20 protein-coding genes are annotated in these 21,254 nt (G+C 75.2%); 13 read left to right on the plus strand and 7 right to left on the minus strand.

The window, feature by feature from the left end:
• Positions 1-60: 60 nt before the first annotated feature.
• Together ACZ4V6_RS25330 and ACZ4V6_RS25335 are read right to left on the minus strand one after the other, a co-directional pair.
• Positions 61-444 (minus strand): hypothetical protein, encoded by a 384-nt coding sequence (locus ACZ4V6_RS25330; protein ID WP_467831450.1) that lies wholly within the window; start codon positions 442-444, stop codon positions 61-63.
• 293 nt (positions 445-737) lie between these two features.
• On the minus strand, positions 738-1,655 hold the full coding sequence (locus ACZ4V6_RS25335; RefSeq protein ID WP_467831453.1) for a MurR/RpiR family transcriptional regulator: 918 nt from the start codon (positions 1,653-1,655) through the stop codon (positions 738-740).
• Positions 1,656-1,837: 182 nt separating this feature from the next.
• Between ACZ4V6_RS25335 and ACZ4V6_RS25340 the strand changes: the two genes are divergently transcribed.
• Both ACZ4V6_RS25340 and ACZ4V6_RS25345 read left to right on the plus strand, forming a co-directional pair.
• Entirely contained in the window at positions 1,838-1,999 is a 162-nt protein-coding gene (locus ACZ4V6_RS25340; RefSeq protein ID WP_467831455.1) for a hypothetical protein, read from the plus strand.
• Between the two features lie 88 nt (positions 2,000-2,087).
• Positions 2,088-2,489 (plus strand): DUF3662 domain-containing protein, encoded by a 402-nt coding sequence (locus tag ACZ4V6_RS25345; RefSeq protein WP_467831458.1) that lies wholly within the window; start codon positions 2,088-2,090, stop codon positions 2,487-2,489.
• Positions 2,490-2,733: 244 nt separating this feature from the next.
• Here the strand turns inward: ACZ4V6_RS25345 and ACZ4V6_RS25350 are convergent, their stop codons facing one another.
• Together ACZ4V6_RS25350 and ACZ4V6_RS25355 are read right to left on the minus strand one after the other, a co-directional pair.
• Positions 2,734-3,414 carry a nucleoside/nucleotide kinase family protein gene (locus tag ACZ4V6_RS25350; protein WP_467831460.1) on the minus strand — a complete coding sequence of 227 codons (681 nt, stop codon included), beginning with the start codon at positions 3,412-3,414 and terminating at the stop codon, positions 2,734-2,736.
• An 82-nt stretch (positions 3,415-3,496) separates the two neighbouring features.
• Entirely contained in the window at positions 3,497-3,667 is a 171-nt protein-coding gene (locus tag ACZ4V6_RS25355; protein ID WP_467831462.1) for a hypothetical protein, read from the minus strand.
• 159 nt (positions 3,668-3,826) lie between these two features.
• Here ACZ4V6_RS25355 and ACZ4V6_RS25360 point away from each other — a divergent pair, with 159 nt between their 5' ends.
• From ACZ4V6_RS25360 to ACZ4V6_RS25375, 4 genes are all read left to right on the plus strand, one after another.
• Positions 3,827-4,567, plus strand: a complete 741-nt coding sequence (locus ACZ4V6_RS25360) for a beta-phosphoglucomutase family hydrolase (protein WP_467831465.1) — start codon at positions 3,827-3,829, stop codon at positions 4,565-4,567.
• Positions 4,564-6,918 carry a glycoside hydrolase family 65 protein gene (locus tag ACZ4V6_RS25365; RefSeq protein WP_467831467.1) on the plus strand — a complete coding sequence of 785 codons (2,355 nt, stop codon included), beginning with the start codon at positions 4,564-4,566 and terminating at the stop codon, positions 6,916-6,918. The genes ACZ4V6_RS25360 and ACZ4V6_RS25365 overlap by 4 nt, the downstream gene beginning before the upstream one ends.
• 162 nt (positions 6,919-7,080) lie before the next feature.
• The gene (locus tag ACZ4V6_RS25370) at positions 7,081-8,556 is read left to right on the plus strand and encodes a hypothetical protein (RefSeq protein ID WP_467831470.1); all 1,476 of its coding nucleotides are present in this window, start codon (positions 7,081-7,083) and stop codon (positions 8,554-8,556) included.
• Between the two features lie 72 nt (positions 8,557-8,628).
• A complete protein-coding gene (locus tag ACZ4V6_RS25375; RefSeq protein WP_467831473.1) occupies positions 8,629-9,114 on the plus strand; it encodes a DUF5709 domain-containing protein in 486 nt (161 codons plus the stop codon).
• 65 nt (positions 9,115-9,179) lie between these two features.
• Here the strand turns inward: ACZ4V6_RS25375 and ACZ4V6_RS25380 are convergent, their stop codons facing one another.
• Positions 9,180-9,401: a hypothetical protein gene (locus tag ACZ4V6_RS25380; RefSeq protein ID WP_467831476.1), complete on the minus strand. Its 222-nt coding sequence runs from the start codon at positions 9,399-9,401 to the stop codon at positions 9,180-9,182.
• Between the two features lie 206 nt (positions 9,402-9,607).
• Between ACZ4V6_RS25380 and ACZ4V6_RS25385 the strand changes: the two genes are divergently transcribed.
• The gene (locus ACZ4V6_RS25385) at positions 9,608-11,893 is read left to right on the plus strand and encodes an MMPL family transporter (RefSeq protein WP_467831478.1); all 2,286 of its coding nucleotides are present in this window, start codon (positions 9,608-9,610) and stop codon (positions 11,891-11,893) included.
• Here the strand turns inward: ACZ4V6_RS25385 and ACZ4V6_RS25390 are convergent.
• Positions 11,853-12,974, minus strand: a complete 1,122-nt coding sequence (locus ACZ4V6_RS25390) for a PP2C family protein-serine/threonine phosphatase (RefSeq protein WP_467831480.1) — start codon at positions 12,972-12,974, stop codon at positions 11,853-11,855. The two genes, ACZ4V6_RS25385 and ACZ4V6_RS25390, sit on opposite strands and share 41 nt — an antisense overlap.
• A 202-nt stretch (positions 12,975-13,176) precedes the next feature.
• Between ACZ4V6_RS25390 and ACZ4V6_RS25395 the strand changes: the two genes are divergently transcribed.
• From ACZ4V6_RS25395 to ACZ4V6_RS25410, 4 genes are all read left to right on the plus strand, one after another.
• Positions 13,177-13,644 carry a DUF6417 family protein gene (locus ACZ4V6_RS25395; RefSeq protein ID WP_467831483.1) on the plus strand — a complete coding sequence of 156 codons (468 nt, stop codon included), beginning with the start codon at positions 13,177-13,179 and terminating at the stop codon, positions 13,642-13,644.
• A complete protein-coding gene (locus tag ACZ4V6_RS25400) occupies positions 13,641-14,336 on the plus strand; it encodes a hypothetical protein (protein WP_467831486.1) in 696 nt (231 codons plus the stop codon). Before ACZ4V6_RS25395 ends, ACZ4V6_RS25400 begins: the two co-directional genes overlap by 4 nt.
• A 74-nt stretch (positions 14,337-14,410) precedes the next feature.
• On the plus strand, positions 14,411-15,178 hold the full coding sequence (locus tag ACZ4V6_RS25405; RefSeq protein WP_467831488.1) for an SDR family NAD(P)-dependent oxidoreductase: 768 nt from the start codon (positions 14,411-14,413) through the stop codon (positions 15,176-15,178).
• Between the two features lie 26 nt (positions 15,179-15,204).
• Entirely contained in the window at positions 15,205-15,576 is a 372-nt protein-coding gene (locus tag ACZ4V6_RS25410; RefSeq protein ID WP_467831491.1) for a MerR family transcriptional regulator, read from the plus strand.
• Between the two features lie 344 nt (positions 15,577-15,920).
• Here ACZ4V6_RS25410 and ACZ4V6_RS25415 read toward each other — a convergent pair whose 3' ends face one another.
• Positions 15,921-16,925 carry a Gfo/Idh/MocA family protein gene (locus tag ACZ4V6_RS25415; RefSeq protein ID WP_467831493.1) on the minus strand — a complete coding sequence of 335 codons (1,005 nt, stop codon included), beginning with the start codon at positions 16,923-16,925 and terminating at the stop codon, positions 15,921-15,923.
• Between the two features lie 342 nt (positions 16,926-17,267).
• On the opposite strand from ACZ4V6_RS25415, the gene bdeA reads away from it, so the two are divergent.
• Both bdeA and ACZ4V6_RS25425 read left to right on the plus strand, forming a co-directional pair.
• A complete protein-coding gene (gene bdeA / locus ACZ4V6_RS25420; RefSeq protein ID WP_467831496.1) occupies positions 17,268-18,179 on the plus strand; it encodes a bis(hydroxyethyl) terephthalate hydrolase in 912 nt (303 codons plus the stop codon).
• 228 nt (positions 18,180-18,407) lie between these two features.
• Positions 18,408-21,158 carry a helix-turn-helix transcriptional regulator gene (locus ACZ4V6_RS25425; RefSeq protein ID WP_467831499.1) on the plus strand — a complete coding sequence of 917 codons (2,751 nt, stop codon included), beginning with the start codon at positions 18,408-18,410 and terminating at the stop codon, positions 21,156-21,158.
• Positions 21,159-21,254: the final 96 nt, after the last annotated feature.

Here is a 21,254-nt window from a genome sequence, read left to right on the forward strand (position 1 = left end):
GCACAGGGAAGGGGTTCCGATCACCACTCGTCGGCAGGAGAGCGTCCCGCCGGCCCCGCGTCAGCGTCCGGCCGCGCTCCGCTCGACCAGGGCCTCGGTGACCGCGCGCACGCTGCGCGCGATGTGCTGCAGCTGCCGGAGCTCCGCCGCGTAGAGCTTGATCGTGTGCTCGATGACCGACTCGTGCAGACCGAGGCGCGGCAGGTCGACCCGGGCGGTCTGCAGCGCGGTACGGGCCACCCGGATCTCGTGCTGCACCTGGATCTGCGCGTGGCGGGCGAGCAGGACGGGGTGCCGGATCAGCGCCGGATAACCGGCGTAGCGGGCCGGCACCAGCTCGCGCAGCCACTTGGCGGCCGAGCGCTCCCAGTCGTGGCTGCCGGGGTTCTTGACCTGGCACGGCCAGTCCTGGCTGAGGCGCGTGGTCGTCAGGGGCATGATCATCGCTTCCGGTGTGCGGCGCAGGCGGGGCGCTGCGACGGATGGGGGACGGCCCCGGCCCAGGGGGATGACCGGGACCGCCGCGGGTGTTCGCGCAGGCGATGCCCGACCGAACACCCCGGGACGCGCCGGAGCGGGCAGGAGCCGGCGGCCAGGACGTTCGCGCAGGTGCGGGCGCGGTCCGGGTGACCGGGTCGCGACCCGTGAGCAGTATTTATATATGCCATCCGCTTTGCAAGACGTATGAAAACATTCATGTCTGCTTCGGTGGGCGCCCCGTGTCCCGGTGCCCGGGTTCAGTCCCGCAGGAAGAACTGGTGCCGCTCCGCGAGCTGCTCGTACTCCTCCAGCCGGGCCTGGGTCCGTTCCGGATCGGCGTCGGTCATGGCCTGGAGCAGTGCCGCGCACATCACGCCCGGCGCCGCGTACGAGTCGAAGACCAGCCGGGACCCGGTGCCGGTGGCGAAGGTGACGTCGGCCTCGTCGGCCACCGGACCGAGCGCCAGGTCGGTGATCAGCGCCACCTTCAGCCCGGCCCCGCGGGCCACCCGGACGGCGCCCAGGGTCTCCTGGGCGTGCCGGGGCAGGGAGAAGGCCAGCACCCAGGTGCCGCCCGCCTCCCGGGCCTGCAGAAGGGCGTCGTAGGCGACGCTGCCGCCGCGGGTGACCAGCCGGACGTCGGGGTGGACGCGGCGGGCGGCGTAGGCGAAGTACTCGGCGAGCGACACGGAGATGCGCAGCCCGAGGACGGTCAGCGGCGCGGACGCGGCCAGTTTCCGGCCGGTCTCGACGACCTGCCCGGGGTCGGCGAAGTCGCGCCGCAGGTTCTCCAGGTTCTCGATCTCGGCGTCGACGGCCGCCTGCAGTTCGTTGCCGCCGTTCTCCTCGGCCGGGGCGCCGCCGCGGCCGCCCAGCGCGATCGACTGCAGCCGCTCCCGCAGCGCCGGGTAGCCGCTGAAGCCGACCGCCGACGCGAACCGCGTCACCGACGGCTGGCTGACACCGACGCGGTCGGCGAGGTCCGTGATCGACAGGAACGCCGCCTCGGTGAGGTTCTCGATCAGGTACTGGGCGATGCGACGCTGACCCGGGGAGAGACGGGGGCGGTCGAACAGCGTCCTCAGCCGGGAGGTGGGGGAGACCTCCGTGTCCGGGGCCGTCCGTCCCGGGGTGATCGCCGACGCCTGGGCGCGTGCCTGCTGCGGCGATGGCACGGGTGCGCCTCCTTTGTCTCCCACGGAGGTCAACATAGCCCACCGGCCGCGCCCGTCAGGGCGCCGTCCGGGACGGCCGTGCCCCGCGCGGGAGACGTGACGTCCCGCGGGGGATAGCACCGCGCCGGGCGGGAACCCGCCGCCACGGAAGAACCCCGCACCACCGACGAGGAGACCCCGTCATGACCGTCCCGGAAGAGAACCGGCCGAAGACCGATGCCACCGACGACGTCCTCGACCAGCGCGAGGAGGACGCCCGGCGCTCGCCCGGCGGCACCGGCCGGACCATGCGCGAGGCTCTGGAAGAGGCCCACGTGCGGCCCGACGACTACGACGAGGAATGACCGCGCCGTAGCCGCGCGCCGGCCGGGCGCCCCCACGGCGTCCGACCCCGAGAAGCATCCGACCCCGAACACCGGCAGGTGACACCGTATGGGCGCCATCAGCGCGCTGGAGAAGGCCCTCGAAGACCGATGGGAAGCGCTGTGGGCGCGGGTGCTCGACAAGGAGCCCGTCGAGATCCTCGACGCCCTGCGCACCGAGTGCGACAGCAAGGCCGTCGTCTGCGCCGAGGGCCGGGTCATGGTCCCCAACGCCTACGACGTCGAACTCGCCGAGGGCGTCCACGACGAACTGGCGCGCCGTGACGGCCGGGTGGGCCAGGTGCTCACCGACAGCCTGGTCCGGCACGCCGAGCGGCGCGGCTACGAGTGGGCGGGGCCGCTGGCGGTGCACGTCGGCAAGTCCACGGACGTGCCCAACGGCCGCTACCGCGTGGCGAGCGGCGTGCTGCCCCACGTCAGTGCCGAGGGGTTCCCGAACGCGGCGTCCTGACGGCGGGCCTCGTACACCTCACCACGTACCGGCGGCGGTGGACCGTCACCGGGTGACCGGTGCCGTCGACGGGCCGGCCGCCGACGGCCCGAGCGGCCGTCCCGTGGCCTCGGCCGCCGCGGAGCCGGACACGGCCGGCGGCCCGCGCACCGCACGCGCGGGCGTCGGCCGCGGGCGCCGCCGGGGAACGGCCGTCGTCCCCCGACCGTCGTGCCCGACCGCGCGTCGCCCGACGCGGTGGGGTTCAGCGCGGCGGCCCCCCACGGGGCAGTGCCGCCTCCGGTACGACGAGGTCGGCGCGGCCACGGGTCGCGGCCACCAGGTCGGCGTTGCGCCGGTCGGTGCCCCGCACCCACGCCACCGCGTCCTCGTGGGACTTGCCGAACTCCTCGTGCCGGGCCACCAGTCGGCGCACCCGCTCCTCCTCGGGCACCTCGCAGAACCACACCTCGTCGAGCGAGGACCGCACCCGTGCCCACGCGCCGGTGCCCAGCAGGAGGTAGTTGCCCTCCGTCACGACCAGCCGGGCCGTCGGCGGCACCGGGACGGCCCCGGCGAGCGGCTGCTCCAGCACCCGCTCGAAACCGGGTGCGTAGACCGTCTCCTCGGCGCTCTCTGCGCCCTCGGCCCCCTGCTCGCGCAGCCGGCGCAGCAGCGCCGCGTACCCGGCCGCGTCGAAGGTGTCCGGCGCGCCCTTGCGGTCCCGGCGGCCGAGCCGGTCCAGCTCGGCGTCGGCGAGGTGGAAACCGTCCATGGGGACGTGCGCGGCCCACGTCCCGTCCGGTCCGTTCAGCTTCCGCACCAGGGCCTCGGCGAGCGTGGACTTCCCGGCTCCGGGGCTCCCCGCGATGCCGAGGACCGCGCGCCGTCCGCCGCGGGGGAGGGCACGGGCGCGGGCGAGGAGGTCGTCGAATGTCAGCGGCACACCGGAGAGTGTGCCACCGGGTGATCCGGCGTCGTCGGCGGGCCGGGGAGAGCGACTCTCCCCGGCCCGCCGACGAGGTGGCTCAGCCCCGGGGCTCCAGGGCCCAGCGGCCGGACGTCCGCATCACGAGGTATCCGCTCGGGATGCGCTGGAGACCGGACGCCGTGCTGATCCGGCGTATCGGTTCCAGGCGTTCGTCCAGTTCCCACAGCACCGGCAGGGTGGGCGCGCCGAGTGCGTCGTGCTGGACCATCACCTCGGCCTCGGGTCCGGTGTGACGGACGACCCCGTAGCCCTGGCCCTCGACCGGCGTCCGGGCCGCGCCCCGGGCGGTGGGGCCCCGACCCGACGGCGTCGCCTTGTGGCAGGTACCACCCGATGGGACGCGCCCCGGCGGGGAACTGTGTCGGGTATGACGACGCAGCTCGGACTTCCCGATGACATCCAGGCCTGCCTCTTCGACCTCGACGGGGTCGTCACCCGGACGGCGGTGGTGCACGCCGCCGCCTGGAAGGAGACGTTCGACGCCTTCCTGCGCGAGCGTGACGGCGCGGACTTCCGCCCGTTCACCGACTCCGACTACGACGAGTACGTCGACGGCCGCCCCCGCGCCGACGGAGTGCGCACCTTCCTTGCCTCGCGCGGCATCGAACTGCCCGAGGGCTCTCCCGACGACCCGCCGGACGCGCAGACGGTCAACGGGGTCGGCAACCGCAAGAACGAGCTGGTCCTGGAGAAGATCCGCACCGAGGGCGTCGAGGCGTACGACGGCACGCTGCGCTACATCGACGCCGTCCGCTCGGCCGGGCTCGCCACCGCGATCGTCTCCTCCAGCGCCAACACCGTGGACGTGCTGCGCTCCATCGACGCCGAGCGCCTGTTCGACGTACGGATCGACGGCGTGGTGGCGCGCGAGCGGAAACTCCCGGGCAAACCACGCCCCGACACCTTCCTGGCCGCCGCCCGCGACCTCGGCGTCGACCCGTCCCGCGCCGCCGTCTTCGAGGACGCCCTCGCCGGCATGGACGCCGGCCGCTCCGGCCACTTCGGGTACGTCGTCGGCGTCGACCGCGTCGGCCAGACCGACGCCCTGTACGCCCACGGCGCCGACCGCGTCGTCAAGGACCTCGCCGAGCTGGGGGGCCACGCGTGATCACCAACCGGACCTACGCGGTCGAGCCCTGGTCGGTGCGCGAGACCGAGCTCAACCTCGACCTCCTCGCCCAGAGCGAGTCCGTCTTCGCCCTGTCCAACGGGCACATCGGCTGGCGCGGCAACCTCGACGAGGGAGAACCGCACGGTCTGCCCGGCAGCTACCTCAACGGCGTCTACGAACTCCACCCCCTGCCCTACGCCGAGGCCGGCTACGGCTACCCCGAGGCCGGGCAGACCGTCATCAACGTCACCAACGGCAAGCTGCTGCGCCTGCTGGTCGACGACGAGCCGTTCGACCTGCGCTACGGACGGCTCGTCAAGCACGAACGCACCCTGGACCTGCGGCGCGGCGTGCTGGAGCGGATCTGCGAGTGGACCTCGCCGGCCGGCTCGACCGTCCGGGTGCGCTCCACCCGGCTGGTCTCCCTCACCCAGCGGGCCATCGCCGCCGTCGAGTACGAGGTGGAACCCGTCGACAGCCGGACCCGGGTGGTCATCCAGTCCGAGCTCGTCACCAACGAGAGCCTGCCCGGCCCGGACGGCGACCCGCGCACGGCCAAGGCGCTGAAGTCCCCGCTCGAACCGGAGGAGGACCTCGCACTCGGCCCCCGGCTGCGCCTGGTCCACCGCACCCGGCGCAGCGGCCTCAGGGTCGCCGTGGCCGCCGACCACGTCGTCGACGGCCCCGAGCAGACCACCACCGGCAGCGAGAGCAACGTGGACGTGGCCCGCCTGACCATCACCTCCGTCCTGGAACCGGGGCAGCGGCTGCGCGTGCAGAAGACGGTCGCCCACGGCTGGTCGAGCGCCCGCTCCCGGCCCGCGATGAGCGACCAGGTCGAGGCGGCGCTGGCCGCCGCGGCACATAGCGGCTGGGACGGTCTGGTGGCCGAACAGCAGGCCTACCTCGACGACTTCTGGGCCCGGGCGGACGTCGAGGTGCACGGCGACGAGGAGATCCAGCAGGCCGTCCGCTTCGCCCTGTTCCACGTGCTGCAGGCCGGCGCACGCGCCGAGCAGCGGGCGATCCCGGCCAAGGGGCTGACCGGTTCCGGGTACGACGGACACGCCTTCTGGGACACCGAGATGTTCGTCCTGCCCGTGCTGACCTACACCGAGCCCAGGGCCGTCGCCGAGGCGCTGCGCTGGCGCCAGGACACCCTGCCCGCCGCCCGGGACCGCGCCGCCCAGCTGGGACTGCGCGGGGCGGCGTTCCCCTGGCGGACCATCGACGGCTCGGAGGGCTCCGCGTACTGGCCGGCCGGCACCGCCGCCTTCCACGTGGGCGCCGACATCGCGCACGCGGTGGTGCGGTACGTGGCGGCGACCGGCGACACCGACTTCGAGCGGGACACGGGCCTGGAGCTCCTGGTGGAGACCGCCCGGCTGTGGCGGTCCCTCGGCCACCACGACCACCACGGCGTCTTCCACATCGACGGCGTCACCGGCCCCGACGAGTACAGCGCCATCGCCGACGACAACGTGTACACCAACCTCATGGCGCGCTCGAACCTCCTCACCGCCGCCGACGCCTGCGAACGCCACCCCGACCGGGCGTCCCGGCTCGGCGTCGACGAGGAGGAGAGCGCCGCCTGGCGGGACGCCGCCGAGGCCGTGCACATCCCGTACAACGAGGAGCTGCGCGTGCACGAGCAGGACGCCGGCTTCACCCGTCACCAGCGCTGGGACTTCGCCCGCACCACCGCGGACCAGTACCCGCTGATGCTGCACTTCCCCTACTTCGACATCTACCGCAAACAGGTCGTCAAACAGGCCGACCTGGTCCTCGCGATGTACACCTGCGGCAATTGGTTCGACGAGCACTGCGACGAGGACCAGATCGCCCGCAACTTCGCCTACTACGAATCGCTGACCGTGCGGGACTCGTCCCTGTCGGCGTGCTGCCAGGCCGTCGTCGCCGCCCAGACCGGACATCTGCGCCTGGCCTACGACTACGCCGCCGAGGCCGCCCTGATGGACCTGGCGGACCTGGAGCACAACACCCGCGACGGGCTGCACATCGCCTCCCTGGCCGGGACGTGGATGGCGCTGGTCGCCGGCTTCGGCGGCACCCGCCGCGACGGCGAGAGCCTCCGGTTCTCGCCCCGGCTGCCCGAGAAGTTCAGCCGGCTCGCCTTCCGGCTCCAGTTCCGCGGCCGCTGCGTGAGCGTGGAGATCGAGGCCGACAAGGCGACGTACCGGCTGCTGAACGGCGCACCGCTGACGATCCACCACCACGGGAGTCCGGTGCTCATGAACGGGAACGGCCCCGTCACCCGCGCCATCCCCGCCCCCGAACGGCGCCCGACCCCCGAGCAGCCCCCGCACCGCCGTCCGAACCTCCACTGACCGGGCAGGGCGCGCGGGACGGACGGCCCGGCCGTGCTCCGCCCTGCGCACCCGTGGCGTGCGGGTTAGCTTGACCTCGGACCCGGGTCGCCGGGCTCCCGCCGCGGCGGCGGGGGGCGAGAACCGAGCGGCCCCGCGGGCGGCGGGGGTGAGGGGTGCACGATGGCCGGCGGCGCGAGCGCCCTGCTCACCGGCGGACGACGACGGGAGACGACGGCGTCCGGCACCGTCCGGCGCCCGGGCGGCGCCGCGCCGCTCGCCGCGGTGGCCGCCGCCTTCACCCTGGCCCAACTGCTGCTCGTACGCCCGGGTCTGGGCCTCGGCTGGGACGAGATCGTCTACGTCAGCCAGGTCACCACGCACCACCCGGCCGCCTTCTTCAGCGCCCCGCGCGCCCGCGGCGTCTCCCTGCTGGTGGCGCCCGTCGCGTCCTGGTCGCCGTCCACCGCACTGCTGCGCGTCTACCTGGCCGTGCTCTCCGGGGTGGGCCTGTACCTGGGGCTGAGGGCGTGGCGGGGCCTGTTCCCGGTACGCGTCCTGGCCGCGGCCGGCGCGTTCTTCGCCACCCTGTGGGTGACCCTCTTCTACGGACCGCAGGCCATGCCCAACCAGTGGGTCGGGATCGGTGCCCTGATCTGCGTCGGCTGCTTCCTGCGGGCCCGGCGGGAACGGTCCGGGCGCCCGGTCCTGTGGGGGGTCGTGGCCGGCGCCGCGCTCATGGCGTGGATGCGGCCCACCGACGCCGTCTGGGTGACCCTGCCCCTGCTGCTCCTCGCCCTGGCGCGCCGGCACGGGCGGCTGCTGCTCGCCCTCGTCGCGGGCCTCGCCGCCGGGGGAGCGGACTGGGTGGCCGAGGCGTACGCCTGGTACGGCGGCCTGGGGGAGCGGCTGGAGGAGGCCTCCCGCATCCAGGGCGGACTCGGCCTCCGGATCGCCGTCGACGACCAGCTGCGCAGCCTGGGCGGACGCGCCCTGTGCCGCCCGTGCACCGGGTCGGCGCCGCCCTTGGTGATCACCCTGTGGTGGTTCCTGCTGCCGGTCGTCGCCCTCGCCGCACCGGCCGTCGCCGTCCGGGCCCGGCGCACCGTCCGCACGCTGGTCCCGCTCGCCTGCGCCGCCACGGCGGCCTTCCCGTACCTGTTCACGATCGGGTACGCGGCGCCCCGCTTCCTCCAGCCCGCCTACGCCCTGCTGGCCGTCCCCGTCGCCGACGCGCTGTGGCACCTGGCCCGCACACCCCGCGGGCGGCGGCGGCCGGTGGGCGCGCCGCTGGTCGTCCTCGCCCTGGCCGGACACCTGGCGGTGCAGTTCGCCGTCCTCGTGCACACCGTGGACCGCACCGCCGGGAGCCGTGAGGGCTGGGCCCGCACCGCCGCCGCCCTGCACCGCCTCGGTGTCCGCCCGCCCTGCCTGCTCACCGGCCACGAGGCCATCCCGATCGGCTACTACGCCGGCTGCTCCTCCGGCGCGACCGGTGGCAACAACGAGAACACCACGGTCGCCGAGATCCTGGACACGGCCCGCCGGATCCCCGTCGCCGTCGTCACCGCACCGGGCGGCACCCCGCCCGCCTACGCCCGCTCCTGGACCCCGTACCGCGTCGGTGACCTGAACATCCGCGTCGCTGCCCCGGGTTAAAGATCGCGAATCGGGAAACGCGAACCGGACACCGACACGACCGAGCGGACGCAGCGCGCGAAGGAGGCAGTGATGGGCACGGACCCGATGGCCGACGACGTCTACCAGCCCACCGGAACCAACGAGGAGCAGGAGGACGCCGCGCCCCTCGACCTCCAGGACGCCGTCGACGAGCGGGACTACGACGAGACGCTCGACGAGGGCTACTCCCCGCCGGAGAAGCCCCTGGGCGTGACCAAGCACGGCACCACGGCCGCCGAGCAGCACGACGGCGAGACCCTGGACGAACGGCTGGCCCAGGAGGTGCCCGACGTGTCCGCGCCCGACGGGGACGGCGTGGGCGACGAGCCCGGCGGCGAGGGCGAACCGGTCGACCCCGAGGCGGGCACGGAGCGCGCCGGCCGCCTGGTCGCCCCCGACGAGGGTGTGCGAACCGACACGACCAAGGAGACGGTCGCCGAGGACGTGGGCATCGACGCGGGAGCCGCCGGTGCCGAGGAGGCCGCCATGCACGTCGTGGAGGACGAAACGGCGCTGCCGGACGGCGAGGAGCGCTAGCGGACGAACCGTCGTGAGGGGACCACCCGGCCGTCCGGCCGGGTGGTCCCCTCACGACGGTTCGGTCAGGGCAGCAGTTTGTCGAGGGCGGCGGGGCCCTCCTCGGCCAGCTTGTTCCTGGCCCATTCGAGGTTCTTCGGGGTGAGGTCCCGGCCGGCCGCGAGAACGATGTCCTCGGGGGACACCTCGGTGCCGGTGCGGGCGTGGAGCCGGTCGTCCGGAGTGGCGCGGTCCTCGTTCCCGCGGACTTCGGACGACCGGGAGGCATCGGGCTCTGACGTGGACATGTGACTGCTCCTCGGTCCGGATCGCTGCTTCGGTGCCGGTGCCCTGCTGGTGCTCTGGCTATCGGTCCCGACTATCCCGATAACACCATTCAATGCCGGAGCGGACCCCGCATCCGGAGGGCCGGCGATCCTGACGTGCCTCATCCGGCGACGCGGCGTCCAATGGGGCGTATCGAACGATCCGTCCGGCAGAAGAGGGCAGGTGCATGGCAGGCAGTCGTACCGGCACCGGGAGACGAGGGGTCGAGGACGGAGCGGGCGGTCTGCGCCGGTGCGGCGCGTGGTGCGCCCGGCACGGCGTCACCGTCGTCGTCGCGTGGCTCGTCGCCCTGGCGGCCCTGCAGTTCGCGAACCGCTCCTTCGGCGGAGACTACTCGGACGACTTCACCCTGCCCTCGTCCCAGTCGCAGCAGGGCCTGGACGTCCTGAAGCGCCACGACCCCGCGGCCGGCGGCTACAGCGCCCAGATCGTCGTGCACGACGCCGGCGAGCCGCTCGCCTCGCTCGGTTCGCAGATGTCCACCACCGTGGCCGGCCTGCGGAAACTCCCGCACGTCCAGTCCGTGCAGAACCCGCTCACCGCCGCCCCCGCCTCCGGCTCGTCGTCCGGACCGAACGTGGGCCCCCTGTCCTCGGACGGCCGTACCGCCTACCTCACGGTCCGCTTCGACATCCAGCCCTCCCGGCTCGGTGACGGCTACCTGCACGGAGTGGACGACTCCGTGCGGCCGCTGCGCGCGGCCGGTGCCCAGGTCGAGTACGGGGGAGTGCTCGGGGAACTGGCACGTCCCACCACCGACGACCGGGTGAGCGAGCTGATCGGCTTCGGCGTCGCCGTCGTCGTCCTGCTGGCCGGCTTCGGCAGTGTCCTCGCAGCCGTCGCCCCGCTGGTGACCGCGCTGCTCGCGGTGATCGGCGGACTGGCCTGCCTCGGCCTGCTCACCGCGGCGTTCACCTTCTCCACCGTGTCACCGACCCTGGCCACGATGATCGGCCTGGGAGTCGGCATCGACTACGCCCTGTTCCTGATCACCCGGCACCGGCAGAACCTCATGGACGGTGCCGACCCGGTGCGGGCGGCCGGACACGCCACGGCCACCAGCGGCCGCGCCGTGCTCGTCTCCGGCTGCACGGTGATCGTCGCGCTGCTGGGCCTGTACGCGTCCGGGGTGTCCTTCATCGGCAAGCTCGGGGTGGCCGCCGCGGTCACCGTCGTCTCGGCCGTCCTCGGCGCGCTGACGCTCGTGCCCGCCCTGCTGGGCCTCGCCGGCCGGCACGTCGACCGGCTGCGGGTGCGCCGCCCCGTCGCCGAGACCGACGCGGAGCGGGGCGGCGAACCCCACGGCACCTGGCGCCGCTACGCGCGGCGCGTCGAGCGGCGGCCCTGGCACTTCCTGGCCGCCGGTGTGACGGCCGTCCTCGTCCTGGCCGTCCCCGTCCTCTCCCTCCGGCTCGGTCACATCGGGGACGGCGCCGACCCCACCTCCTTCACCGACCGGCGGGCGTACGACCTGATGACCGACGCGTTCGGGCCCGGTTCCAACGGCCCGCTGACCGTCGTCGTCGACCAGAGCAAAGTGCCCCAGGACCAGCGCCCGGACCTCGCGTCCCGGGTCACCGGGAGCCTCGACGACGTGCCGGGCACGGCCGTGGTGACACCCGTGACGCCGACCCGGGACGGCGACGTCCTGCTCGCCACGGTCTACTCGAAGCAGTCCCCGCAGAACGCCGCCACCACCGACCTCGCCAACCGCCTGATCGACAGCACCCTGCCGGACGCGGTCGCCGGCACGGACGCCGAGGGCTACGTCACCGGCGCCACCGCCTCCCAGGTCGACTTCCGCGACATCGTCTCGAGCCGGCTGCCGCTGATCATCGGCGTCGTGGTCGCCCTGGCGTTCCTGATCACCCTGGCCGTCTTCCGCGGCCTGCTGGTCGCCGTCAAGGCCGCCGTCCTGAACGTGCTGTCGATCGCCGCCTCCTACGGCGTCGTCGTCGCCGTCTTCCAGTGGGGCTGGGGCGGGCCCGCGCTCGGCGTGTCCGGCACGGTGCCCATCGAGAGCTACGTCCCGATGATGATGTTCGCGATCATCTTCGGGCTGAGCATGGACTACGAGATCTTCCTGCTCTCCCGGGTGCACGAGGCCTGGCTGCGCACCGGTGACGCGAAGGGGGCGGTGGCCCACGCCCTGGAGATCACCGCTCGGGTCATCACCTGCGCGGCCCTGATCATGGTGAGCGTCTTCGCCGCGTTCGTCGTCAGCGACAACGTCGTGGTCAAGATGCTCGGTCTCGGCCTGGCCGTCAGCGTGCTCGTCGACGCCACCGTCGTCCGTCTGCTCCTCGTGCCGGCCGTGATGACCCTGCTGGGCCGCCGCGCCTGGTGGACGCCCCGGTGGCTCGACCGGATCCTGCCGCACATCGACGCCGAGGGGGAGCGCGGGCGGGACCTCAGCGCGCGGGCGAGGGCGGGGGCGGGGGCGAAGGAGTGAGGACGAGCATCGTGACGTCGTCGTCCACGTCCGGGCAGTAGCCCACCAGGTCCGCCCAGACACGCTCGGCGAGCGCGGCGGCTTCCCCGGTGGCGAGCACGGTCAGCCGGTCGGCCAGCGGATAGAAAGCACCGCTGCCGTCCCTGGCCTCGACCACGCCGTCGGACGCGAGGAAGAGCCGGTCGCCCGGGCGCAGCGACACCGTGCTCGGCTCGATCGCGCCGGCGTCCGCCAGCCCCAGGCCCAGCGGAGTCCACGGCGAGACCTCCACCTCCGCGGCCCTGGTGCCGCGCAGCAGCAGGGGCGGCGGATTCCCGCAGACGACGACGCGCACCTCCCGGCCGTCGGCGGAGAACTCCAGCAGCGCGGCCGTGGCGAACAGCTCCGCGTGCCGCGCCTGCGCCGAGTCCACCAGCAGCCTGCGGTCGAGCCGGGCGGCGACCGACACCAGGTCGGGCTGGTCCAGCACCGCCTCCCGGAACGCCCCCAGCAGCGAGGCGACCGTCGCGACCGCCGCCAGACCGTGCCCCTGCACGTCGCCCATCACGGCCCGTACGCCGAAGGGGCCGTCCCGCACGTCGAAGAAGTCGCCCCCGACCAGCGTCCCGCGCTGCGCCGCCCGGTACAGCCCCGCACAGCGCACCGCCCCGACCCGCTCGGGCAGCGGGGGCACGACCGCGCGCTGCGCCGCCTCGGCGACCGTGCGTTCCAGGTCCAGCTGGGCGTCGCGGCGGCTGCGCACGTAGGACATGAACACGCTGAGCACGGAGACGAAGACGACGGTCAGCAGATCGGTGTTGCCCGGCCGGTCGAGCCGGAGGGCCGGGATGTTCAGCAGGGCGACGACCGCACTGCCCAGCACGGCGGTGGCCGGCGGGCTGTACGACAGCACGGCCAGCGGCGGGATCGCGCCCAGCAGGAAACCGATGTCGAGCGGGTCGGGGCTGAGGAGCGTCGCCGCGCAGACCGCCACGACCAGGGCGAGGGGCAGCGCCCGCACCCAGCGGGGCGGCGGCGCCCCCCGCAGCCAGCCGCGCCGGTCCTCACCCCGGCGCGGCGGCACGGCGGACACCTTTCGCACACCACCACGCTCCTACGGCGCGCTTCCCGGCGCACGCCGGGAAGCGCGCCCGGAACGGTGCGGGCGGCAGCCGGATCCCGGTGGGCGCGCTCCCCACCCCGGAGGCCCACGGCCGGGCCGCGGCCCTGGTGCGCGCCGGGCGGAGCCGGTGTCCGGCCGGGGCCGCGCGTGACCGGGGCCGGCCCGGGTGCGTTGCCCGGTCATGGACGGCTACGAGCGCCTCGGTCTCGCCGGGAGCGGCCTCGACGAGTTCCTTTCCGCACCGGTGCTGACGGCCCGGCGCCCGTCGTTGCCGACGCCGGAGGAGGCCGACGACGTGCTGCGCCTGCCGGTGACCGTGTCGCAGGAGGGCGAGCCGCTGTCACGGGAGGCGGACCGGCCGGTGAAGGCGATCGCCGTGCGCGTCCCCCCGGAGAACCGGCCCCGGCCGGCCCGTCGTGGACGGGCTCCGACGCGGGCGCTCCGCGGCGCGTGTCGCCGCAATCGTGCGCGGACCTTCCTCCAGGGGCCGTACCGTGGTCCGAGGCGACGACCTCGTCGTCATCGGCCGGCTCCGGAACCGGTCCGGGGGACTCCGCCGACGCCGACGGTCTCCGTCGGCGGGCCGCCGGAGAGCGGGCCACCTGCGCTCGTGGTCAACCGCCGGAACCCGCTGGAGGACACCAGATGACCGACCGCGACTCCCCTGCCGACGGTGAAGTCCAGGACCCCTTCGGCACCTTGCGCCGCGCGCTGTGGATCGGGGGCGGCCAGTGGGCCGGCAAGTCGACCGTCGCCCGGCTGCTGGCCGTCCGACACGGCGTCACCGTCTACCACTACGACCACCAGGACGCCCGCGGTCACAACGACCGCCGGATCGCCCGTCGCGTTGCCCTCGGCCGGCCCGCCACCGAGCCGGACCCGGACGAGGTGTGGGTCCACACCACCCCGGAAGAGATGGCCGCCGAGACCCTGGCCGGCTTCCCGGACCGGTTCTCATGGGCTCTCGACGATCTGCGCGCGCTCGTGTCCGGTCGCCCGATCATCGCCGAGGGCTGGGGACTGCGGCCCGAACTCGTCGCGCCCGTCATCGACTCACCGCGCCGGATGATCGTCATGGTGCCCACCCCCGGTTTCCGCCACCGGCAGGCCCGGGAACTGCCCCGGGCCGCCTCGCTCGCGCACCGCGTCAGCGACCCGGCCCGAGCGCAGGCCAACCGACTGGCCCGGGACCGGCTCGTCGCCGAGGACGCCGTCCGCTCCGCCCGCCGGCTGGGCATCCGCGTCATCGAGGTCGACGGTTCCCGCGACGCCGCCGCGATCGCGGAGGTCGTCGCCGACCACTTCGGCCCCTACCTCCCGGAGCGGGACCACAAGGCCTGAACACACCTGTCGCCGCGGGTTCCTCCACCGCGAGCCCGCGGTGTTGACCCTGCCGTTGACGGCAGGGTCGCACGATGACCGGCATGGACACCAACGCGTCACGGAACAGCAGGATCGTCGTCGTCACCGGAGCCGGTACGGGCATCGGCCGGGCGACCGCCCGTGCCTTCGCCGCCGAGGGGGCCCACGTGGTCGCCGTCGGACGGCGCGGCGAACCGCTCCGGGAGACGGCGGCCGGACACGACAGGATCACGCCGCTGCCCGCCGACATCACCGCCGAGGGGGAACCCGAGCGCATCGTCCGGGCGGTGACGGAGGCGCACGGCCGGCTGGACGTGCTCGTCAACAACGCCGCCATCGTGCGCAGCGGCGCCCTCGGCACGCTGAGCCCGGAGCCGATCACGGCTCAGCTCGACACGAACCTCGTCGCCCCCTTGCTGCTGGCCCAGGCCGCGCTGCCGTCCCTGGAGGCGTCGGGCGGAGCGATCGTCAACGTCAGTACGTCGGTGGGGCAGCGGGCCTGGCCGGGCAGCTCGGTCTACGCCGCCACCAAGGTGGCCCTCGAACTGCTCACGCGCAGTTGGGCGGTCGAACTGGCCCCGCGCGGCATCCGGGTGGTGGCGGTCGCCCCCGGCGCGATCGACACCCCCATCGGCGAGCACCAGGGCCTGACGCCGGAGCGCATGGCCGCGGTGCGCGAGTGGCAGCTGGCGCACACCCCGCTGGGACGGATCGGCCGGCCCGAGGAGGTGGCCTGGGCGATCACCCACCTCGCCGCGCCCGGCGCGTCGTTCGTCACCGGGGTCGTCCTCCCCGTCGACGGCGGGGCGGTCGTGGCGTGATAGGGATGTCCCGGGAGGTGGGGCGGGTGCGCATAGGCGAACTGGCCGGACGGACCGGGACGACCGCTCGTGCCCTGCGGCACTACGAGCAGGCCGGGCTGATCTCCTCCGGGCGGGAGCGCAACGGCTACCGCGTCTACGACGAGGGGGCCGTGGTGCGGGTCCGCAACATCCGCCGCCTGCTGGCCGTCGGGCTCACCCTGGACGACGTCCGTGTGTTCCTGCCGTGTCTGGACGGCGACGTGACCGCGGGCCCTCCCTCGGACGAGGGCCTGCGGGTGGCGTGGGAACGGCTGGCGGTCCTCGAGGAACGCATCGTCGCCCAGACCGAGGTCCGCGACAGGCTGGCGGCCGCGCTCCGGGAGCGGGCGGCGGGTCGCGTCCGGCCGGTGGCCTGACCGGCCGTCCCACCGGGACGGCGCCGCGTTCCGGACCGCCGCGCCGCCGCGCCGCCGTCCGGTGCCGGGCGGCATGCCGGCCCGCAGGGCGGCCGACGGAACGGGCGGGGAACGGCACGGGGTCCGAGGGCGAGGGCCGGCACGTGCGGGACGCGGCGGGGCGGAGGCCGACGGGAGCGTCGTCGACGACGCGGACTTCCCCCGGCCCTCGGGCCGGTTCGTCCCGGGCCCGGGTACGACGCCGTCCGGGACCTGTTCGCCCGCGAACCCGCCCTGGCCGAACGGGACGACACGGGACACCGGGGGAGCGGGAGACCGTCCACGGCGAGATCAGGACACGCGTGTCACCGGTCCCGCCCGAGGGCCCGGTGGCCGAGTTCCTGCTGCGTGTCCGGGGGGACCGGGCCTGGTTCCGGTGGAGTGGCGAGCCGTTCGCGGAGCGGGACGCGGGAGGCTGACCCGTCTCGGCGTCCGTCGCCCAGCAGGGCCTCGGCCCCGGCGAGGATCTCGGTGACCCTGAGTCCGAAGGCGGCGTCGCACGCGTGCGCCCTCCCGGTCCGCGCGGCGGCCAGGAGGGCGTCCACGGCCCGCTGGAGGGCGGGCACCGGGCCCTCTGGGCTCTGCGGCAGCAGCGTCACCCCGACCGTGCCCCGCAGCTCCACCGCGGCGCCCGCCGCGGCGGGCGGTGCCGTCAGGCTCAGCGTGAGCGTGCTGGACACCCCGCTCGTGTGGTCGAGGACCAGGTGCACGGTGTCCCCGGGGCCTGGCACGGCCGCCGCGACCCGCCGCACGTCCCCGAGGACCGGCAGCAGGACGGACAGGGCGTGCGGGCCGACGTCCCACAGGGCGCCCTTCTCGCGCCGCCACGGCGAGTGCGCGAACGGCCCGTCACCGGTGAACACCGCGCCGAGCCACTGCGCCCGCGCGGTGAACCACCCGTCGGCCTCGGCCTGTTCGGCGATCCACGCCTCGGACTCGGGCTGGAACCGGGTCGTGAAGAAGACGACGGAGGCGACACGGGCCTCCCGCACCGCCTCGACCACCGCCCGGCCCTGCTCCACCGACACCGCGAGCGGCTTGTCCAGCAGCAGATGGCACCCGGCCCGCGCCGCGCGCACCGCGAGCCCGGCCTGCACGGCCGGCGGCAGCGCCACGGCGACGGCCTCCACGTCGCGGAGCAGGGAGTCGACGTCGTCGTAGGCGCGCGTGCCGTGCCGTTCCGCCAGCTCCTCGGCGGCCCGGGGCCGGCGGCCCCACACGCCCACGAAGTCCACCTCGCCGTGCCGGGCCAGGGCCGGCGCGTGTGTCATGTCCGCCCAGGGACCGGTACCGAGCAGTCCGATGCGCATGCCGCCGCCTTCCCGAGATGTCCGAACGACACCGGCCGGCGCACCACGCCGCCCGGCCGGTGCCGAGCGTGTCACACGGACCGGGTACCCCCGCAAGCCCGGGCCGGTGACACCGCCGCACTCGCCCCCGGCGGCACACCGGTCCGCCCCGCCGGCCCGCCCGCGTCCCACGAGACCGGTGATTCTGCCGATCCCCTCGGCCGCCGCGCCTGTCGACAGTGGCACCGCCAGCTCATCGGCGAGACCCGTCCGGCGGATGTCCCGGGACGCGACCCCACGTGTCCCGGGCCCGTGTGCGACCACCGGCCGGGCGACTCGCCACGACAGAGAGGACGACTCGTCGTGCAGCAGAACCCCCACACCCACGCCGCCCCCCGCGGCACGCGCCGGCGGCTGGCCGGCGTCACGGCCGCCCTCGCCGCCGTCGTCGCGCTCAGCACCCTCACCGGCCCGGGCGCCCACGCCGCCGACAACCCGTACGAGCGCGGTCCGGCGCCGACCACCTCCAGCATCGAGGCACTGCGCGGCCCCTACGCCGTGTCGGACACGAGCGTCTCGTCGCTCGCCGTCACCGGCTTCGGCGGCGGCACGATCTACTACCCGACCAGCACCAGCGACGGCACGTTCGGCGCCGTCGTCATCGCGCCCGGCTTCACCGCGTACGAGTCCTCCATCGCCTGGCTCGGTCCGCGTCTGGCCTCGCAGGGCTTCGTCGTCTTCACCATCGACACCCTCACCACGCTCGACCAGCCGGACTCCCGGGGACGGCAGCTGCTCGCCGCCCTCGACTACCTGACCGAGCGCAGCTCGGTGCGCAGTCGGATCGACAGCAGCCGGCTCGGCGTCATGGGGCACTCGATGGGCGGCGGCGGCACGCTCGAGGCCGCCAAGTCCCGGCCCTCGCTCCAGGCCGCCATCCCCCTCACCCCCTGGAACCTCGACAAGACCTGGCCCGAGGTCAGCACCCCGACCCTGATCGTGGGGGCCGACGGCGACACCATCGCCCCGGTCGCCTCCCACTCCGAGCCCTTCTACTCCAGCCTGCCCTCCACCACGGACCGCGCGTACCTGGAGCTGAACGGCGCGACCCACTTCTCGCCCAACACGTCGAACACGACGATCGCGAAGTACAGCATTTCCTGGCTCAAGCGGTTCATCGACAACGACACCCGCTACGAGCAGTTCCTGTGCCCGTTGCCGCGGCCCAGCCTGACCATCGAGGAGTACCGGGGCAACTGCCCGCACGGCTCCTGACCCTCCACGGCACGGTCCGGCGGCGGTCGCGCGTACGGCGCGGCCGCCGCCCGCGCGCTGTGCCGCCGCACGGCCGCCGCCCGCGCGCTCTGGGCGTCCGCACAGCGCTGTTCCGGCCGCACCGCGAGGGAACCGCTGGTGGGGCGGCCGACGCCCGGCCGAACCGGTGCGCGGCGGGAGTGGACCGGTGCCTTCCACCTCTGGTTACGCGCGCGTAGCCTTCCGGGAATGACCGGAGAGACGACCGTACGCACAACCGTGCGGATCCACGGCCACGGCGCGCAACGGCGGGCGGTGGGGGAGCTGCTGGACGGACTGGCCACCCGCGGCGGCCACCTGGTGGTGACCGGGGAACCCGGGCTCGGCCGCACCACCCTCCTCCAGTGGGCCGCCGGGACCTTCACGGCCGGTCCCGTACTGCGCCTCGGCGCCCCGGCGGACCGGTACGCGCCCGTGCCGGCCGAGGAACTGCTCGCCGGCCTGCGGACGGCAGCCGGCGACGGCCCGCTGCTCGTGTGCGTGGACGACGCGCATCTGTGGGACCCGCCGGCCCGGGCCGCCCTGGGCCGTGCGGCCGAGCACCTGCGCCCGGCGGCCCGGGTCGGTCTGCTCCTCTCCGCGGCCGGGCACCGCGCCGTCGACCCGGAGTTCGCCCACCTGCCCGCCGTACGCCTGGACCCGCTGACGCCGCCGCAGGCCGACGCCCTGCTGGACGACGCGACCGACGGCACCGCCGACCCGGCCGTGCGCGCGGAACTGCTGGCCGAGGCGGAGGGCAACCCGGGTCTGCTGCTCGCCCTGGTCCGCCGCCTGTCGCCCGCCGAACTGCGCGGGCACCGGCCGCTGCCCAGACCCCTGGCGGACGCCGGCACCCTGCGGGACGTGGCGGGCGCGGCCCTGACCGGGCTGCCGCCGGACGTACGGGACCTGCTGCTGACGACGGCGGCGGCCGCCCGGGCGTCGGACGCCCCGGACGTCGACGCCGGCCTCGTCCTGGACGCCGTACGGCTCCTGAGGCCGGCCACCGCGCCCGCGCCGTGCCTGGAACCGGCGCCCGGGCTCCTCGCGCTCTGCGAGGGCCGGCTCCGCTTCCGCAGCCCGCTGGTCGGCCGCACCGTCCACGCCACCGCCGCACCGGACCGCCGTCACGCGGCCCACCGCGCGCTGGCCGAGGTCCTGGAGGCGGCCGGGCAGCGGCTGCCCGCGCTGCTCCACCACGCCTGGTCCCCGGCGGGCGCCGGTCCCGCGCCGGCACTCGCGGACCGGCTCGCGGCCCGGGCGGCCGACGAATCCACCGCGCCGCACCGGCTGCGCGCGACGGCGTACGCCCGTGCCGCCGAACTGTCGGCCGACGGCCCGCTCCGGGCGGAGCGGTACACGGCCGCGGCCGAGCAGGAGCTGCTCGCCGGCCGGCCGTACCGGGCGCGTCCGCTGCTCGCCAAGGCCCGGGAGTGTGCCGCATCCGCCGTGATCCGGGGGCGGGCCGAGCTGGTGCGCGGACTGACGGAACTGTGGGACGGCCCCGTCGGCGACGCGCACCAGTCCCTGCTGCTGGCCGCCTCCCTGCTCGCCGCCGAGGCCCCCGCCCAGGCCGCGGCCGCGGCCCTGTCCGCCGCCGACGCGGCCTGGGCGGCCGGGGACCTGCCGGCGTGCCTGGCCACCCTCGGCCCGGAACCGCACCCGCCCGGCCGGACCGCCGGCCCCGGCAGCGCCGGACGGCCGCGCGTGTCCGCCGCCGTCCCGCACGCCGATCCGGTGCGCGACCACCGCGTCGGCATGCGGGCGCTGCTCGAAGGGCGGCTGGACCGCGCGGCGGCACCGCTCGGGCGCGTCGTGGAGCGTGCCGGGACCGGGGAGCGCCCCGAGGGGCTGCTGCGGGCGGCTGCGGCAGCGCTGCTGCTGGGCGAGGTGGACGCCGCCCGCCGGGCCGGGGCGCGGGCCCTCGCCGCCGCCCGCCACCTCGGATCGGACGCGCTGGTCCCGCGGGCACTGGAGTACCTCGCCTACGCCGAACTGCGCGCGGGCCGGCATCCGCAGGCCCGCGCCCACGCCGAGGAGGGCCTGCGCACCGCGTCGCGGGCCGGGCAGCGCAACACGGCGGCCCACCACCGGGCGGTGCTGGCCCTCGCGGCGTCGATCGAGGACGAGCCCGACGTCGTCGCCCGGCACGTGACGGCGGCGCTGGCCACCGCCCGCCGGCACGGACTGGCCCAGGCGGCCACCCTGGCGGAGTGGGCGGCGGCCCGTGCCGACCTCGGGCGCGGCCGTCCCTTCGACGCCGCCGACCGGCTCGGCCTCCTGGTCCTCCCCGGACCCCGGCGCGGGCACTTCGCGGTGTGGCGGCTGGCCGTGCCCTGCTTCGTGGAGGCCGCCGTCCTCGCCGGCCGGCACGAGGACGCCCGGACGCTCCTGACGGACTTCGCGGGCTGGGCGGCCTTCGGCGCCGACTCGCAGGCCGCCGCCCAACTGGCCCGCTGCCACGCCCTGCTGGCCCCGCCGGAGGACGCCGACGCGCTGTACGTGCGCGCGCTCGCCCGGCACGACGAGGCGGGCGGCGACTTCGAACGGGCCCGCACCGCCCTGCTGTACGGGAAGTGGCTGCGCCGGCGACGCCGACCGCGCGAGGCCCGCGACCGCCTCGGCAGCGCGCTGGCCGGCTTCGAGCGATGCGGCGCCGGCGTCTGGGCCGAGCAGGCGCGCGGCGAGCTGCGGGCGCTCGGGGCCGCCTCGCGCGGCTCCGCGGGGACCGGCACACTCACCCGGCTGACACCGCAGCAGCTGCGCATCGCCCGGCACGTCGCCGAGGGCGCCACCAACCGGGAGGTCGCGCTGACCCTCGCGGTGAGCACCCGCACCGTCGACTACCACCTCCGCAAGGTGTTCGCGGCCCTCGGCGTACGGTCCCGGCTGGAGCTGGCGCGCGTGGTCGAACAGGCGGAACAGGGGGAACGGGCCGAAAAGACCGGTGCACAACCCTAGGGACCGACCAGACGGTATGCCATCCTTCGGGGCAGGACGAGTCAGGGGGCAGGCCGGGCGCGGGCGCACGCCCGCCGCGGGTCTCCTCCGTGAGCC

The sequence above is a fragment of the Streptomyces sp. NPDC029152 genome (assembly GCF_055564355.1).